The sequence below is a fragment of the Puia dinghuensis genome, assembly GCF_014642875.1.
GTDB lineage: Bacteria > Bacteroidota > Bacteroidia > Chitinophagales > Chitinophagaceae > Puia > Puia dinghuensis.
In genome coordinates, this window is the sequence record NZ_BMJC01000002.1 from 610,777 (window position 1) to 626,135 (window position 15,359).

11 protein-coding genes are annotated in these 15,359 nt (G+C 50.4%); 5 read left to right on the forward strand and 6 right to left on the reverse strand.

From position 1 onward, the window contains the following. Positions 1 to 384 precede the first annotated feature (384 nt). Positions 385 to 1,302 carry an NADP-dependent oxidoreductase gene (locus IEY39_RS10775; protein ID WP_188931288.1) on the reverse strand — a complete coding sequence of 306 codons (918 nt, stop codon included), beginning with the start codon at positions 1,300 to 1,302 and terminating at the stop codon, positions 385 to 387. Between the two features lie 317 nt (positions 1,303 to 1,619). On the opposite strand from IEY39_RS10775, the gene IEY39_RS10780 reads away from it, so the two are divergent. After that, positions 1,620 to 2,663, forward strand: a complete 1,044-nt coding sequence (locus tag IEY39_RS10780) for a Fic family protein (RefSeq protein ID WP_188931290.1) — start codon at positions 1,620 to 1,622, stop codon at positions 2,661 to 2,663. Between the two features lie 512 nt (positions 2,664 to 3,175). Further along, positions 3,176 to 3,697, forward strand: a complete 522-nt coding sequence (locus IEY39_RS10785; protein ID WP_188931292.1) for a jacalin-like lectin — start codon at positions 3,176 to 3,178, stop codon at positions 3,695 to 3,697. 181 nt (positions 3,698 to 3,878) lie between these two features. Here IEY39_RS10785 and IEY39_RS10790 read toward each other — a convergent pair whose 3' ends face one another. The 4 genes from IEY39_RS10790 to IEY39_RS10805 form a co-directional block, all read right to left on the reverse strand. Continuing rightward, a complete protein-coding gene (locus IEY39_RS10790; protein WP_188931294.1) occupies positions 3,879 to 4,139 on the reverse strand; it encodes an addiction module protein in 261 nt (86 codons plus the stop codon). A gap of 318 nt (positions 4,140 to 4,457) precedes the next feature. After that, positions 4,458 to 4,580, reverse strand: a complete 123-nt coding sequence (locus IEY39_RS30230; protein WP_188932267.1) for a glycoside hydrolase domain-containing protein — start codon at positions 4,578 to 4,580, stop codon at positions 4,458 to 4,460. Positions 4,581 to 4,683: 103 nt separating this feature from the next. Beyond that, the gene (locus IEY39_RS10800) at positions 4,684 to 7,188 is read right to left on the reverse strand and encodes a glycosyl hydrolase family 28-related protein (protein WP_188931295.1); all 2,505 of its coding nucleotides are present in this window, start codon (positions 7,186 to 7,188) and stop codon (positions 4,684 to 4,686) included. A gap of 156 nt (positions 7,189 to 7,344) precedes the next feature. After that, positions 7,345 to 9,771, reverse strand: coding sequence for an ABC transporter permease (locus tag IEY39_RS10805; RefSeq protein WP_188931296.1), 2,427 nt, complete (start codon positions 9,769 to 9,771; stop codon positions 7,345 to 7,347). Between the two features lie 337 nt (positions 9,772 to 10,108). On the opposite strand from IEY39_RS10805, the gene IEY39_RS10810 reads away from it, so the two are divergent. Both IEY39_RS10810 and IEY39_RS10815 read left to right on the forward strand, forming a co-directional pair. Then, positions 10,109 to 13,072, forward strand: a complete 2,964-nt coding sequence (locus IEY39_RS10810; protein WP_188931297.1) for a SusC/RagA family TonB-linked outer membrane protein — start codon at positions 10,109 to 10,111, stop codon at positions 13,070 to 13,072. 19 nt (positions 13,073 to 13,091) lie between these two features. Then, positions 13,092 to 14,396, forward strand: a complete 1,305-nt coding sequence (locus IEY39_RS10815; RefSeq protein WP_188931298.1) for a RagB/SusD family nutrient uptake outer membrane protein — start codon at positions 13,092 to 13,094, stop codon at positions 14,394 to 14,396. A gap of 27 nt (positions 14,397 to 14,423) precedes the next feature. Here the strand turns inward: IEY39_RS10815 and IEY39_RS10820 are convergent, their stop codons facing one another. After that, positions 14,424 to 14,795, reverse strand: a complete 372-nt coding sequence (locus tag IEY39_RS10820; RefSeq protein ID WP_262892853.1) for an anthrone oxygenase family protein — start codon at positions 14,793 to 14,795, stop codon at positions 14,424 to 14,426. A 75-nt stretch (positions 14,796 to 14,870) separates the two neighbouring features. Between IEY39_RS10820 and IEY39_RS10825 the strand changes: the two genes are divergently transcribed. Continuing rightward, on the forward strand, positions 14,871 to 15,332 hold the full coding sequence (locus tag IEY39_RS10825; protein WP_188931302.1) for a YybH family protein: 462 nt from the start codon (positions 14,871 to 14,873) through the stop codon (positions 15,330 to 15,332). Positions 15,333 to 15,359 lie beyond the last annotated feature (27 nt).

Genomic DNA, 15,359 nt, shown 5'->3' on the forward strand with positions numbered 1-15,359 from the left:
CAAGGAAACGATCTGGCGCAAGAGTCATTTCGATTCAAAAAGTGAGAGTTGGAAAGTAAGTGGGAAGTACTATAAAGATAGAACAATAGGAGACAGTGACAAAATTATTCTAACGGAAACGCGCAGGTAGGAATTACAATTTTAGGTCTTTTGTGGGTCTTCCTCCCCTTTTCTTGAATGGGCTATTTCAGCCAGACAGGCTAATACGATCGCCCGGATAAACTGAGCGGCTTCTTCTCGACTGAATCCGAATCGGGGCCATCTTTTATATTGATCCCTGGAACACCTTCATCCAGGTGCACTTCTACATTTTATGCACGCTGTGACGGTTCATCGCTATACCCGTCCACCGGGAGGCCACAGCCGCTGGACCTCGCCGACTCTTTATGGGACAACGCGGATGATCGTCTTTCCCTTGGTTCGCTTGGTCGGATTGAAGGCGTCCACGGCACCTTCGAGGGTAACGATGTTGCCGATGTTTGTCCGCAGCCGACCCTCCCGGAACCGCCGGACGATCTCACTCAATTGAGCGCGATCCGGTTCGACGACGAAGTCAATAGTCAGACCCCCTGCGGGCCGCGCCTCGGTCGGACCAGTGACAGTCACCAACGTTCCTCCGGGGCGAATCATACCCGCAGACCGCTTCGCGATGTCGCCGCCGAGGACATCAAAAACCAGATCAACCCCGCCAACGTCTTCTAAGACGTCGTTATCGAGGTCGACGAAATCCTGTGCGCCGAAGTCGAGAGCCGTCTGACGGCTGGTAGCGCGCCCAGTGCCGATGACGTATGCACCGGCTTCACGTGCGAGCTGGGACGCCATTGAACCGACAATGCCGGCCGCACCATGCACAAGGACGCTCTGGCCCGCCCGAAGGCGACCGTGCTCGAACAGCCCCTGCCACGCGGTCAGGCCCGGCATCACGAGGGCCGCACCCACCGTGAAGTCAACGTCACCCGGCAGCGGCGCGAGGTTGCGCGCCTCGACGGCCACATACTCCGCTAGGGTGCCGTCGCGATACCAGTCCGTAAGGCCAAACACTCGCTGTCCCACCGATAGCCCCGTTGTGCCATAGCCAAGGGCGGTGACCACTCCGGCCAGTTCGTGGCCGGGGATCGACGGCGTCCGGTCACGGTCGACGCGATTCGTCCAGGTCGAGGGCCACGACAGCTCATCCCCGGTGATACTCGACGCGTGAACCTCCACGACGACATCGTTTATCGCTGCCTGCGGTTCGGGCCGCTCCACCAGTTTCATCCCGGCCGTTCCCGCAGCCTGATCTGTTACCACTATTGCTTTCATAGCGCACCTCCCTTTTTGCTTATCAGCAAATGCAGTGCCCATGCTATCATCAACCAGCGAAAATCAGAGATACATTCCTTGCTTCAGGAGGATCTGATATTTCGGCTTCCTTCATCCTCTTTTCGGGGATTTACACTCTAACCTGCCTTCCCAGTGGCAATTTCGGTTTTCCTCTCATTTTCTGGCGATTTCCCCCTAGGTATGAGGGGAAAAGTCGTTCATTTTGAGAGGAAAGACTATTTTCCCCTCATTTTGGCCTTTATTTCCTCTCAAAGTGAGAGGAAATAAGTGTATTTTTGAGAGGAAAGAAACGATCTATGGAACTTAGCGTGCGTAAACGGCAGATACTGGATTGGATTTTAGAAAATCCTGAAGCCGGGATCGCCGATATTTTAAAACATTTACCAGATCAACAGCCTGTCTCTACGGTCAACAGAGATCTCAAATCACTGGTAGACAGCCACTTACTGTTAAGAACTGGTAAAGGCCGCTCGACGGTTTACACAGTAGCTCCAGCATACCGGCTTATTTACGGAAACATTGGCGACTCCTATTTCGATAAGGATGTCGACGAACGAAAAGGAAATAAAAGGATTGACCCCGAGGTATTCACCTACTTGGAAAAGGTAGACATATTTACCGAGGGAGAGTTAAATCAACTGAATGCTCTTCAAAAGGATTTCCGTGAAAGCATCCGGACCCTACCACAGGATATCATAAGAAAGGAAAGAAACCGTCTCACGATCGAGCTCAGCTGGAAATCATCCCAAATCGAAGGGAACACCTACAGCCTACTCGAAACGGAAGTCCTTTTGTCTGAGAATATTCCTGCAGAAGGAAAGCAGAAAGATGAGGCCACCATGCTGCTCAATCACAAAACAGCATTGGACTATATCTATGAAGGCAGGGTCGTCTTAAACCCATTACGCACAAGTGCCATCGAAGATATCCATTCCCTGTTAATCGCAGACCTTGGAGTAAGTAAAAACATCCGCAAAAGGATCGTCGGGATAACGGGAACGAGCTATACTCCCCCGGAAAATGAATTCCAAATACGGGAATATATGGACCGGGCTTGCGAAGTAATCAACCTCCGCGCTTCCATTTTCGAAAAGGCTTTGCTGGCTGTTCTATTCATTTCCTATATCCAGCCATTTGAGGATGGGAACAAAAGAACAGGTCGAATCACCAGCAGCGGAATTCTGATCGAGAATGGATACTGCCCCCTATCTTACCGGAGTGTTAAACCGGTGGATTACAAAAAGGCTATGATACTTTTTTATGAGCAGACTAATCTGGCGGCTTATAAAAAACTGTTTATCGAGCAGTTTACGTTTGCGGTGAATAATTATTTCAGGTGATGAATACCATGGGTGCCTTTCTGGAGCAACCTGTGCCCAGTTGAGGCAACCCTTCGCCAGCCAATCCTCTAGGACCATCCCCATGGCGCTAAACCGAGAATGGATCTACAAGCTATCCTTCAATCTACCGCTGTCCAAGTCGACCGTTAACACCCAAAGCAGCTCATCGAGCAGCTCCTCAGGGAGCTCTTCGTCCGGCTCCTCCACCAACTCCTCCGGCAGTTCGTCTGTTACCCCTCAGTCAAGCGGGAAATAGCCGTTCAGGAACCTGGATCCAAAGGGGGCGCCAGTATTTAGTCTGGAATGATGGAAGCGAGAATGGCAAAGGTCGGCCTGTGAAAAAGACCGATAATAAAACCCCTTAAAAATGGGTGTTTTCACCGTGGGAAAGCAATTGGCAAGGAAGTATATTCGGGTAAGTAGACAAGAAGGGTCATTGTTCCAGGGCTCCTCCAAACCGGAGTAACGAGTAGAAGTAACCAAAAAACAACCTATCATCAAAAAACCTTTCTATGGCGGTTAATTTATTTTATCAGGGGCCTTCGGGCGGGACCGGTGGCGGCATAATCGATCCGAGAGTAAAAAAGGATCAGCCCCAATTTATCGATGTGACAGCCAGTCAGCATTTCCCGCTTTTAAACGATCTGTTTGGCACCCCCGATGCGCGGATACGGGAATTGATCATCAATTCCGGCGAGAGCATCGATTCCATCACCGTTTCTTATGTTGGCGCAAATGACGTTTCTTATGGTTCCTATAAAATGGGCGGAAATGGGGGTGGTGAGCAAATCATGCAGCTGCAGGAGGGGGAGTTTATCACGCATATATTTGGAGAGTACAGCGATGTGGTGAAAAATTTCCAGATCGACACCAACCTGGGACAAAATATTGCCTTTGGCACAAGCGGGTCTGTCAGATTTGAATACAACGCACCGGACGGATATGAAATTATTGGTTTTTGGGGGGCATCGGGCGCTCTCATCGACCGGGTGGGTATTGTGTTGAGGAGCGTTATTGCGAACCCGAGAGGATAGCATTGACAGCTAAGACCACTCCGCGGCAGAAACGATTCATCGTCAATACTCAGCAGTCACGTGCATGGTCCAAATCGTATAAAGAAGGAATAAACCCGTTAGCTCTGTCATCAGCAGCCCGATGCAGGATTCTGCAATTTCCTTTTGAGCACGACTGCAAATAACAACGGAAATTGCCGGCTTATTTGCCATAGCGCTTTATACGCAGTTTACCTATGGAAGCCTTCAGTTCTTCAACAGTAAATCCTTCATCGGATCCACTTTCCAAAGCTTTATAACGTCTATCCAATTCGTCCACGAAGCCCTTATCTTTCCACCACTCACTGGCTTCTTCAATTTCTCCCTCAAGAAGGCTATAGATGGCATTCAATTTTTTATCATCCGCAAGCCGTATGTAATCGTAGAGTTTATGCCGTGTGGATGCGCTTTTATCTGGGTTCATAAATATTAATTCTTCGACAAAATCAGTCATTGAGTTGAAGAAAATGAAGTTATCATTTTCCTGCCATTTTTACCCCTTTTCCTGCCACACCATTGACTCATTTAAATATTGTATTTTGATAATCAAATAATTACAAATCCAGTCCTGGGCACGAAGGCCCTTCAACGAATGTTGAGGGGTTTTGGCATTTCGGCAGCGGGGCAAGCTTTGCTTGCCTAAGCGGATGAATGCAAAAACGAACGAGCGAAGCGCGCGGGGGCTTCGGGTACGCCCCTCCTGCTCGGCTGCTCTCCCATGATCAGCTGCAATGTGCCACCTTTACGGTGAAAACAGTCCCCGGGCTCTTCGTATACCCATATGCAGCCGGATGGTCGCTTCTTCAAAGACCGGGCTCGTAATCTCAAAGCGGCTGTCGCCAGGGCATAGCGGATACAGCCCAATACGGCAACGGCTATGACTATTTCATGGATTTCTGGAAGCGGAGATGCGTTCAGCCCGGCAGTACGAGTAGATATGGGTAGGATAACAGGGTTAGTGCGATAGGCTACCCGACTTCTACATTCCACAGGTACAACGTTGACGCCGCAAGTGCTGAAGGACCGGAAGATATCGTAAATCCACTGCTTGAATTCGCATCCATAAATACCTCGCTGGCACCGCTGAGGGCTGCAGCGGCCGCGTTGGCGGGACTAAACCGGGGACTGGGTACATAACCGCCGGCAAACGGCACACCGAAACTGATCGAAGCGACGACCGCAGATGCAGAGGGTGTAGTTCCCGTGGTGATGCTGATCTGCATATTTTTATAGTTGACCTTGGTGATGGCCACCACTGGCGAACTGCCTGCCCCCGGACCCGCCGCAATCGACGGGGATAAGGTCCCGGGAGCCGCATTCGTATTCGTGAAAAGGTTCATCGTGGCCGTGGCCGTGGCCGTTTTGTCGAAAGTGAGTGTTCCGGAGGCGGCATTATAGCCGAGCAAACGGATAAGAGCGGACTGCCAGCCATCGGAGACCTGCACCGAAGTTGTGGAAAGAAGCCCGCCCCTGCTCATCATGGTAGGAAGATCGCCGGCAACGACATTGACATTCGTGATTTGATTGCTGCCGTTGGTGGTATCGCCGGTAAAGGCAACATTGTATAACGGCAGCCAAACGTACAGGTAATAGTTGCCGGTCACCACCCATGCCGGTATATAGTTGATCGTAAAATTGCCCGATCCGACGGCACTCACCATTCCGATGATCTGTAAGTTTTGATTGTCGCCGGTCGTATCACCTGCGACGACATCTCCCACGAACACCCGGTTCAATTCGTCACTGGAACAGGTGACGACCGCCTGATAAAAGCCCCCCACCAGTGACTTGCTGATCGCGTAGTTGGCGGTCGTCCTGTTGATCGGCATAGGCGCAGCGGGATTAGGGCTGTTATAGTCAAAAGTGATGCCCCGGGAGGTGGAGGTGATCTTTCTATCGCCATAGGCAAACGTGTTCGAGTACTCATACACGGACAGCGACGACGGCGGCCCCAGGACAATGCCGAAGTCGCCAACCGAACAATTCTCGAAAATGGCACTCCCCCGGTGGGCGCCCAGCGGAAACAAGGGCACCGTTTCAAAACTACAACTGTTGAAATACGGTCCCCAGCCGGCAGTGATGGTAACGGGTTTGCCTGTCCCATACATCCGGAAGCTACAGCCAATGAAAGAAATAGCCGCGTCTATTTGATTTTGATAGGAACCGGCATCCATATAGTTGGCGAAATCGAAACTGCTGCTTTCGACGGTGCCACCGACTGACGTAAAGACCGTCCCGAACTTGCCAAGCGACTCGGCATAGATGTTCTTGAAATAGGAAGGGAAATAGCCCTGTGAATTAAGATAGACAAATTGGTTATTGTATCCGGCCAGGTTCACGTCTTCCACGTAATAATTTCCCGGGCTGTTGGCGCCGTAGGCTGCACCGCCGCCGGATCCCGCCACGAATATGGTGTGGCAAACGCCCCATATTCCCAGGTGTCGAAATACATTCATCTTTTCCTGCGCCTGGCAGCTGAGGATGCAGATCTTCATATTCGAAAACTGTATCTTCTCCGCCCTTATAAGCTCCGCATTTAGCGTCTGCCCGTTGGGAGAGGTAATAAACCCTATCACGAAATTGGTGATAAAGACATCTTCCAGCGTAACGCCTGTGCTTCCGGCATCGGAGCCATGGTAATATGCGCTTAATCCCGGATAACCGCCGTCCGAGGGCACCGAAGGGCCAAAAGGGTCGATGACGATACCCGCATAGGGAGAATAGGGTTTATCCCTGCATACGCCGTCCGTAAACGCGCTTAGCGCCGTATTGTAGAAGGTGTACGCGTCGGTGAAGGTGTAATTCCATGCACCCCATAGCTTGATACGCTTGATCGATGCCCCTTTCGCCTGGTGCAAGCCTATGCCGAAAGTGTTGTTGAACCCACGGAAGTCCAACACAGTGCCATATCCCGATGCTTCCCAGAAGTTGGCTTCTCCTTCTATCGATATCTGGAAAAAAGCATAATCCGTCCCCGTAGAATTGGCGCAGATGAGCGGTGAATTACATTTATACGTCCCGGAAGGAATGAACAGGGTCTGAACGCCGGTATTCGCTATGATCAGGTTGATCGTCTTCTGGATCGCCGGGGCATCATCCGTTGTGTCATCGGCTACAGCGCCAAAGACCCAAGGGGATATCTTCCCAAGCGTAGTTCCTATAGGATTGAAGGTAAGCGCAGCCCCAGGATCGAAGCACTTTTGCCTGAGCCCGCAATCCAGTACAAAGGAATTGACCGAGGCTACTGGTGTAGACCCGGTGGGGCCCGATAGATAGCTGCCGGGCTCGAATCGCAACACCTTGTTGTGCCCGATTATGTTGTTGCTGATGTATACAAAACCGGGAGGGGAGAAATCGAAAACGATACCTGCATAATTTGGATTGGCGAGGGCTGCATTGATCAATCCTGACTGATCGACAGTGCCGCCGGACACGATACCGAGGTCGGCAGCGGAAGGCATACTTGTGCTCATAGAAAAGGTTTTATGTAACTAAAGGTAACGAACGACCGAATTCATAACGAGACTTACACATTAAAACAATGTGAAAATTTGCCAGCATACGAGCGCTTCTTCCTGTCCGAGTGCCGGCGTCGTGCAGTCGAAGATGAGGGGCGTTCTCATTCGTTGCTACTCCGATTTCAGACTTTTGACGGGATTGCTTAGTGCCGCCTTGATCGATTGAAAGCTGATGGTAATAAAAGCAATCAGCACCGCCGAAAAACCTGCGAGCGCAAACACCCACCATTGCATGTCCTGCCGATAGGCAAAGCCCTGTAGCCATTTGTGCATGGCCAGCCAGGCCAGGGGTGAGGCGATGAGGATGGCGATAAGCACCAACTTGATAAAATCTTTTGAGAGCATCCCTACGATCGTCGATACACCGGCTCCCAGTACTTTCCGGATTCCGATCTCCTTGGTCCGCTGTTCGGCCGCATAAGCGGCAAGACCGAAAAGACCGAGACAGGCGATGAGAATGGCAAAGCAAGTAAAGGATATAGCCAGCTTGCCCATGCGTTGTTCCGAACGGTAAAGGGCCTCGAAGTCCTGCTCCATAAAAGTATAGGTGAACTCCTGAGATGAAGATAGCTCTTTCCATTTGTTGCTGATCTGCGCCGTGACCGCCGCGATATTGGCGCCGGCATGGATGCGGATACTCAGGGCACTACGGTTCTCCGCGAAATGAAGGACCATCGGCGTCACTTGCTGGCGAAGTGAGCGAAAATTGAAATTCTTAACCACCCCGACGATATGAAAGGCCCCAATATGCTGAAGGGTATTATCCAATGGAGCATACAGAGTGTGATTTAGTGGGTCCGAATAGCCCAGCATCTTTTCCTCGGCTTCGTTGATGAGGATCGCACTGGAATCTGTCGGCATCGCGGCGGAGAAATTCCTTCCCGATTTTAGTTTTATTCCGAGCGTAGTGATATAGCCTTCATCGACATACCAGCGTTGACTGAGGACCGCTGATTCCTGGCTCAGGCTCCGGTCCTTAAAAAAGGACGAGCCCTGGAGATAATTTGCGGTAGGCAACGCGCCCGTCATGGTAACATCGTCTACATCCCTTATTTTTTTGACTTCCTGTTTGAAGGATTTGGCCTGATTGCCCAGCCCATATACATTTTGTACGATCAATACATGGTCCCGATTAAAGCCGAGATCCCTGGACTGGATATATTTCAGCTGGTTGTAGACTACGAGGGTACCGGTTATCAGAAATATGGAAATAGCGAACTGAAATACGACCAGGAAACTCCGCAGACCGCCGCCTTTGAACCCTCGCGCCAATTTGCTTTTGAGTACGTCGATGGGCTGAAAGGCGGACAGGAAGAAGGCAGGATAGGATCCGGCCAGACAACCGATGATCAGCACGAAGACCAGCAAGATGGGTACCATCCAGCGGACCAGGCGAGAACTGACCACCAATTCCTTCCCGGAGATGTCATTGAAAAGAGGTAGCAGCGCCCAGGCCGTCACCACTGCCAGGATGGCGCCCGCCAGTGTGACCATCACCGATTCGGTGAGGAATTGGGCGATCAGGTATTTGCGGGGTGAGCCCAGCACCTTCCTAACTCCGACCTCCCTGGCACGGTTAGCCGAGCGGGCTGTGGACAGGTTCATGAAATTGATACAGGCGAGGATCAGGATGAAGGCGGCGATGGCCGAAAAGATATAGACGTAGGCGATGCTGCCACCGGGAAGCAGGTCGCCTACTGCTCTGGACCGGAGATGAATATCGGTCAGCGGGACAAGGCTAAACCGGAAATAATTCCCGCTCTTTTCCATGGCGGCAAAATCCATATGGAGCAAGTTTTGGACCTGCTGGCCGGCATGACGCTGTAAAAAGGCAGCGAATTTCGCCTGCAGGGCTGCAGGATCCGAGCCTGGTTTCAACAGGATATACGTAAAAAAATTATTGCTGAGCCAGGCATCTTCCCGGCTGTCTGGCCGGCCGGACATCGAGATAAAAATATCGGCGTTAAAATGGGATTGTATTGGAATGTCTTTTATCACTCCCGTAATCTGGAAGACGCCGTCGTCGCCAAGCGTCAGTGACTGACCGACGACATCCGTACGATTGAAATATTTCCTGGCCGTCCGCTCGTTGATCACAATGGAGTTTGGCGCTTTAAGCGCATCTGTGGGATTGCCCTCAATCATGGGGAAGGTGAAAACGGAAAATAGAGTGGAGTCGGCATAGAGGACCCGGTCTTCCTGGAGGAACTGGCCGCCTTTCCTGACACGTACACCACCGACAGAGATGATCCTAGCCGCCTGTTCTATTTCCGGGAAGTCCGCTTTTAGAGCCATAGCGGCGGGCGCAGGTGCAACGGCATAGGAATTCTCGTTGCCGCCGAATTTGATGTCGTTGTTGACACGATATATGCGGTCTGCTTTGTCATTGTATCTGTCATAGCTCAGTTCGTCAAACACATAGAAGACGATGAGCAAGCAGGTGGCGATGCCCAGCGTAAGGCCAAGGACATTGATGGCGGTAAACCCTTTATTTTTAAGCAGACTGCGGAAGGCAGTTTTGAAATAATTTTTGATCATGTGCGGGGGTTGATGCCGTTTGTATATCAAAATACGGACTGGATTTTAGATTGCTGACAATCAATTTGTTGAAATTGGCTGACCGCGAGAGAGTGTACGTGGTTGCTACAGCCATGTTCGAATACGATACAACTTTGCAAGGTTAAAAGGCCGAACCCCACATTCTCCCTTATTTGCTCCTAACGGTTAGCAATGAGTTACTACATTTAGATTTCATAATATGTCTTTTTTTTCTTATATTTTGTAGGGATTATATCACCTACCTCCGGCCCTGGGCTATCCTCCGTACATCGGCCTCTCCTGAAACCATTTCATTCATTTACCAAAACGAATTGCCATGAGAAAATTACTAACGATTGTTGCCTTGCCATTGCTTTTACTGTCATTACCTTATCTCTCGGTGGCACAGGTGGCCATTACGGGAACAGTTACGGACTCAAAAAAGAATCCATTACCCGGAGCAACCATCAGTTTGAAAAACAGCAATTTTTCCACCACCGCGGATAATAGCGGCAAATTCTCTATGACCGTCCCCGGTGACAAGGGCGTCATAGTCGTTTCCAATATCGGATTCAGCCCCCAGACCATCAACGTCGATGCCAATAACAAAAGCTTGTCGGTTATTCTCACCGAAGAAGCCGGCAAACTGGAAGAAGTGGTCGTAAGCGGTCTTGCCACTTCCATCAAACGGTCGAATCTGGCCAATTCGGTCGCCTCCATTTCCAGTAAGGAATTGATAGGCACCACCACCCAGGAGACCGTCGATGGCGCCTTGTATGGAAAATTCACGGGCGCCAATGTCTCCGCCAATTCGGGCGCTCCCGGCGGCGGGATCTCGGTGAAGCTAAGGGGCATTACTTCCATCGTAGCAAATTCACAACCCTTGTTTATTGTAGATGGGGTCTATTTTGATAATTCGTCCATTAATGCCGGGCTCAATATCGTCTCAAAAGCGGCAGGCCAGGGTAGCACCCTGTTCCAGGACAACCCCTCCAACCGGATTGCCGATCTGGATCCGGAAGACATAGACAGGATCGAAATCTTAAAGGGGGCTTCCGCAGCCGCCATCTATGGCTCGAAGGCCGCGGGAGGTGTCGTTATTATCACCACCAAGAGAGGGATCAGGGGCAACCCCAGGGTTGAAGTGGGGCAAACTGTGGGGGAACAATGGCAGTTGCGTAAACTCGGTCAACGCAGCTGGGATACCGCTAAGGTGAAAGATGCGTTCGGGGCTGCCGGCCTGGCGATCTATAATGCCAACAACGGGAAAATTTATAATTACGAAGATGAATTATATGGCCGTCACGGGGTAATGAACAATACGCGGCTGGACGTAAGCGGCGGCAGCGATAAAACCACCTATTATGCAGGCGTGACCTATAAAAATGACCAGGGAATCGTAAAACATACGGGCTATCAAAAAACTTCCTACCGGTTGAACCTCGATCAAAAGATCACCAATACCATCGACGTGTCCTTAAACGCCAATTATGTGGAATCCGAGTCGAACCGGGGATTCTTTAATAATGACAATACCAGTACGACATTGGGTGTTTCGTTCGTTTCCACGCCCAGCTGGGTAAACCTCTATCCCGACGCGAATGGCAACTACCCGAACAACCCCGTCGCCCCTTCCAATTTCATACAAACGAGAGATCTCATCACCAACAGGGAAAATGTAACGCGAACATTATTAGGAGGCACGGCAAACTGGCGGATTGTCAATTCTGACATGCACAGCCTGAAAATAACGGCCAGGGCGGGGATCGATCAATATACGCTGGCGACGACCGCCATTTTCCCGAAAGTGTTACAATTCGAGAACGGAGGCAATGGAACGAACGGCGCTTCTATCTATGGAACGACGCTTTCGAAAAACTCCAATATCAATGCCTTTGCAGTCTATGACTTCAGGCCATCTACTTCTATGAGTTTTCGAACCCAGGCCGGGATAACCGCTGAAAATATCGATCAGAATACGGTAGTAAGCACGGCTACCCAATTAATAGGCACGCAGACCAATCTGAATCAGGCGGGGTCCATCCAGGTGCAACAAAACAAGCTCATTCAGAAAGACAGGGGCTTCTTTGCACAGGAAGAATTCAATTACAAGGACATTGCCATCTTAACCGCCGGACTAAGGGGAGATAAGTCCAGTCGAAATGGCGATCCCAATAAGTATTACTATTACCCCAAAGCATCCGGCGCTTTCAATCTCCATAATCTGCCGTCATGGAGATGGACGGAGGTGAACCAGGTAAAACTAAGGGTTGCCTATGGACAAGCCGGCAATTTCGCTCCCTTCGGGGCCATTTATACTCCTCTCGTACCTGTGATCTTTAACGGATCGACAGGTTCGCTCATCGGCACTACGCAGGGCAATATCAACCTGGGCCCGGAAAAGCAGAAGGAACTGGAATTCGGCCTCGATCTCGGCATCCTGAAGAACAGGGTGACGTTTGAAGGAACGTATTATATCCGAACGGTAGACGACCTGTTGCTGAATGTGCAGGTTCCGGGATCATCCGGTTTCACCCTCGCCTGGAAAAATGTTGCCGCCATCCGGAATAATGGTGTCGAACTTGCCGTGAACACCATCCCCGTCATCAACAATGATTGGAAATGGAATCTGCAGATCCGGTTCTGGAAGAATACGGCGAAGGTGACCCGGCTGGACGTGCCTGCCTTCAACACAGGTGCTTTCGGGGCCACACTGGGTACGTACAGGATCCAGTTGGATCAGAGCCCGACACAATTGGTCGGCATAGCAGGTCCCGGGGAGTCAAAAGATCCGCAATCGGGTCTTCATAGATTCGGCGATGCAGAGCCCGATTTTCAATTTTCCTGCGGCAATACGGTAAGCTGGAAGAACTTCGAATTCACCGTCCTGATGCACTGGAAAAAAGGCGGCAGCAATATCAATCTGACGACCCTGCTAAGTGACATATTCGGTACTTCGCCGGACTTCGACAAGAAATCGCTCGACCCGACCGGGCAGAAGGTTAACGGCGCGTACCGGCTATCCCAATTAGGCGTGTCGGCCCGCACCTGGATCGAAGACGCTTCGTATTTCCGTGTTCGGGAGATGGGGCTAAGCTATCGACTACCCAAGGGGATCGTCCAGGGAATATCGCTTATCAAGGTAGGCGTATCGGCGCGGAATCTGATCAATGTTTTCAGCTACAACAGTTATGACCCGGAAGTATCCAACTTCGGTACGAACGCGATTTCCAGCAATGTGGAGGTCACACCCTTTCCTTCCGCCAAGAGCATCTTTTTTAATCTAACGGTTACCTTCTAAACTGTAAAAATGAGTAATTATGAAAAATTCAAAATATATTTCGATACTGTTGTTTGCGGCAATACTGGCCTGGTCATCCTGTAAAGTGGATGTTATTAACGACCCCAATAATCCTGGTGCGAATACGATTACCGTGAATGCTTCCCTGGCCGAGCTGCAAAACCTTGTTGATGGGTCAGAATCCGGGATGCGTGACAACCTGAATAATTATTACGACGGCGTTGGGGTCATCGGGAGGGAGTTCTACCGGTATTCCACTTCCGATCCGCGTTTTACCTCCGACCTGCTCGGGAAAGGCAGCGCCGTACTGGATAATAACACTTTTTATACTACCAATCCGTTTGATGCCCGATACCGGGTAGTAAAGAATACCAATATTCTCATCAAGGCCTTGCAAAACACGAAGGCGGCCATTACGGATGCGCAACGCAAGGCGGGGATCGCCTATGCGGAGACGATACAGGCATACGAGCTGTTAATGGTTTTCAATCAGCAGTACGGCAATGGGATTCGGGTGGATGTAGCGGACCCCAACAACCTGGGGCCCTTTCTGTCAAAGGATTCCTCGCTTAACGCCATCCAAGATCTGTTGAATAAGGCGAACACCGATCTTCAAGGCAACAGCGCGAGCCTCCCTTTCACCACCAGCCTTTACAGCAACGTGGCAAGTGATTTTTCCAAGCTTAACCGGGCTTTCGCCGCCAGAGTGGCCATTTACCGGCAGGATTGGAACCAGGCAGGTACTGCACTGTCCGGATCCTTTTTCAATCTAAACGGCAATTTGAATTTCGGCGCCTACCACTTATTTTCCACAGCGGGTGGCGACCAGCTCAACCCCCAATATTTTCCGCTGAATTCGAATGGGGAAACAAGGGTGGTAGAACCCTCCTTTATTACCGATGCAGCGGCAGGTGATAACCGCGTTACCACTAAAACGAGTAAACGCACGGCCACCGCTTTCCAGGACGGGTTGCAAAGTGACTATGATTTCTATGTTTACCAATCCAACGTCGCATCGATCCCCCTCATCAGAAATGAGGAACTGATCCTGATCTACGCGGAAGTACAGGCCCAGTCCGGCAGTTCGGCCAATGCTGTAGGCGCCATAAATGTTATCCGGAATGCGGCCGGCCTGGCCAATTACGCAGGCGGCACCGACCTGAACAGCCTTATCAATGAGATCCTCAATCAGCGGAGGTATTCTTTATTTGGCGAAGGCCATCGGTGGATCGATATGCGGCGATATAATAAATTAAACCTGCTGCCGCTGGACAGGCCGGGCGATCACGTATGGACACAGTTTCCGCGGCCCGCTACGGAATGATGCAGGGGCCGGCCCATGTACAACTGCTTATACAGCCAGACGCTGGGGGTCGTGGTTGTAACACCGGTGAAGGGAAATCATCGACAGGGCCAGCCCTGCAAGGACGATCATTGTCCTCAGCCAATTCATAGGGCTCCATTCCATCCACACCTTTTTCAGGGTAGGCCCATCCTGGGTAGCATTACTAACAAACAAGATCGCGTTCCGCGGATAAAAATAAGCAAAGGTCAGGACGTCCGCCAATACATACAAAAGCAGCGCTGCAGCCAGGCTCAGACGGATGGAAGGAGTAGTTTTCCAGAATAGAATCAGGCAGGCCAATGCGACAAGTGCTGGGCAACTGGGACGGGGCCATTCCTGTGTACGATTTGGACTCCTTGATGAAATGAGCCAGGTCATAATAAACCAGTGTTTGTTCGCTTTTTTACAATCTACCCTTCCAAGCACCTTTTACCTTTACTAAAATTTATAAATATGAGAAATAGCAAAAAATCTCTGCTCGCTGTAATTTTGGTCTGCGCGCATCTTTTGGTCAGCGCTCAAGTGGATGAAGCAAAAAAATCCATCGCGGAAAGCAACGCCATTTATTTTGAGTCTTTTGTTAAAAATGACTCTTCCATTTTCATAAATAGCTATGCGGAAAATGCCTGTATCCTGGCCCCGAATGCGCCGGCCGCGTGCGGCCGTGAAGCATTTGCCAAATTCTTCCGATCGGCTTATCAGGACTATGGTCTGAGAAATGGCAAATTCATCACCACAAACGTGTATGGGGATGGAAAAGAATATGTAACGGAAGAAGGATTCTGGCAATCCTTTAATGCAAAAGGGGAATTATTTGACGACGGGAAATTTTTAGTACTTTGGAAGAAGACCAAAAGCGGCTGGAAAATGTTCCGTGATTCGTTTAGTAGCAACCACGGTTTTGCAACGAAATAGACGACATTTGCATTAACCTTCCAAAAG

What these genes read in the sequence shown, in the direction of transcription:
- IEY39_RS10775 (WP_188931288.1), bottom strand. Translation starts at nt 1,302, where the DNA reads ATGAAAGCAATAGTGGTAACAGATCAGGCTGCGGGAACGGCCGGGATG.
- IEY39_RS10780 (WP_188931290.1), top strand. Translation starts at nt 1,620, where the DNA reads ATGGAACTTAGCGTGCGTAAACGGCAGATACTGGATTGGATTTTAGAA.
- IEY39_RS10785 (WP_188931292.1), top strand. Translation starts at nt 3,176, where the DNA reads ATGGCGGTTAATTTATTTTATCAGGGGCCTTCGGGCGGGACCGGTGGC.
- IEY39_RS10790 (WP_188931294.1), bottom strand. Translation starts at nt 4,139, where the DNA reads ATGAACCCAGATAAAAGCGCATCCACACGGCATAAACTCTACGATTAC.
- IEY39_RS10800 (WP_188931295.1), bottom strand. Translation starts at nt 7,188, where the DNA reads ATGAGCACAAGTATGCCTTCCGCTGCCGACCTCGGTATCGTGTCCGGC.
- IEY39_RS10805 (WP_188931296.1), bottom strand. Translation starts at nt 9,771, where the DNA reads ATGATCAAAAATTATTTCAAAACTGCCTTCCGCAGTCTGCTTAAAAAT.
- IEY39_RS10810 (WP_188931297.1), top strand. Translation starts at nt 10,109, where the DNA reads ATGAGAAAATTACTAACGATTGTTGCCTTGCCATTGCTTTTACTGTCA.
- IEY39_RS10815 (WP_188931298.1), top strand. Translation starts at nt 13,092, where the DNA reads ATGAAAAATTCAAAATATATTTCGATACTGTTGTTTGCGGCAATACTG.
- IEY39_RS10820 (WP_262892853.1), bottom strand. Translation starts at nt 14,795, where the DNA reads ATGACCTGGCTCATTTCATCAAGGAGTCCAAATCGTACACAGGAATGG.
- IEY39_RS10825 (WP_188931302.1), top strand. Translation starts at nt 14,871, where the DNA reads ATGAGAAATAGCAAAAAATCTCTGCTCGCTGTAATTTTGGTCTGCGCG.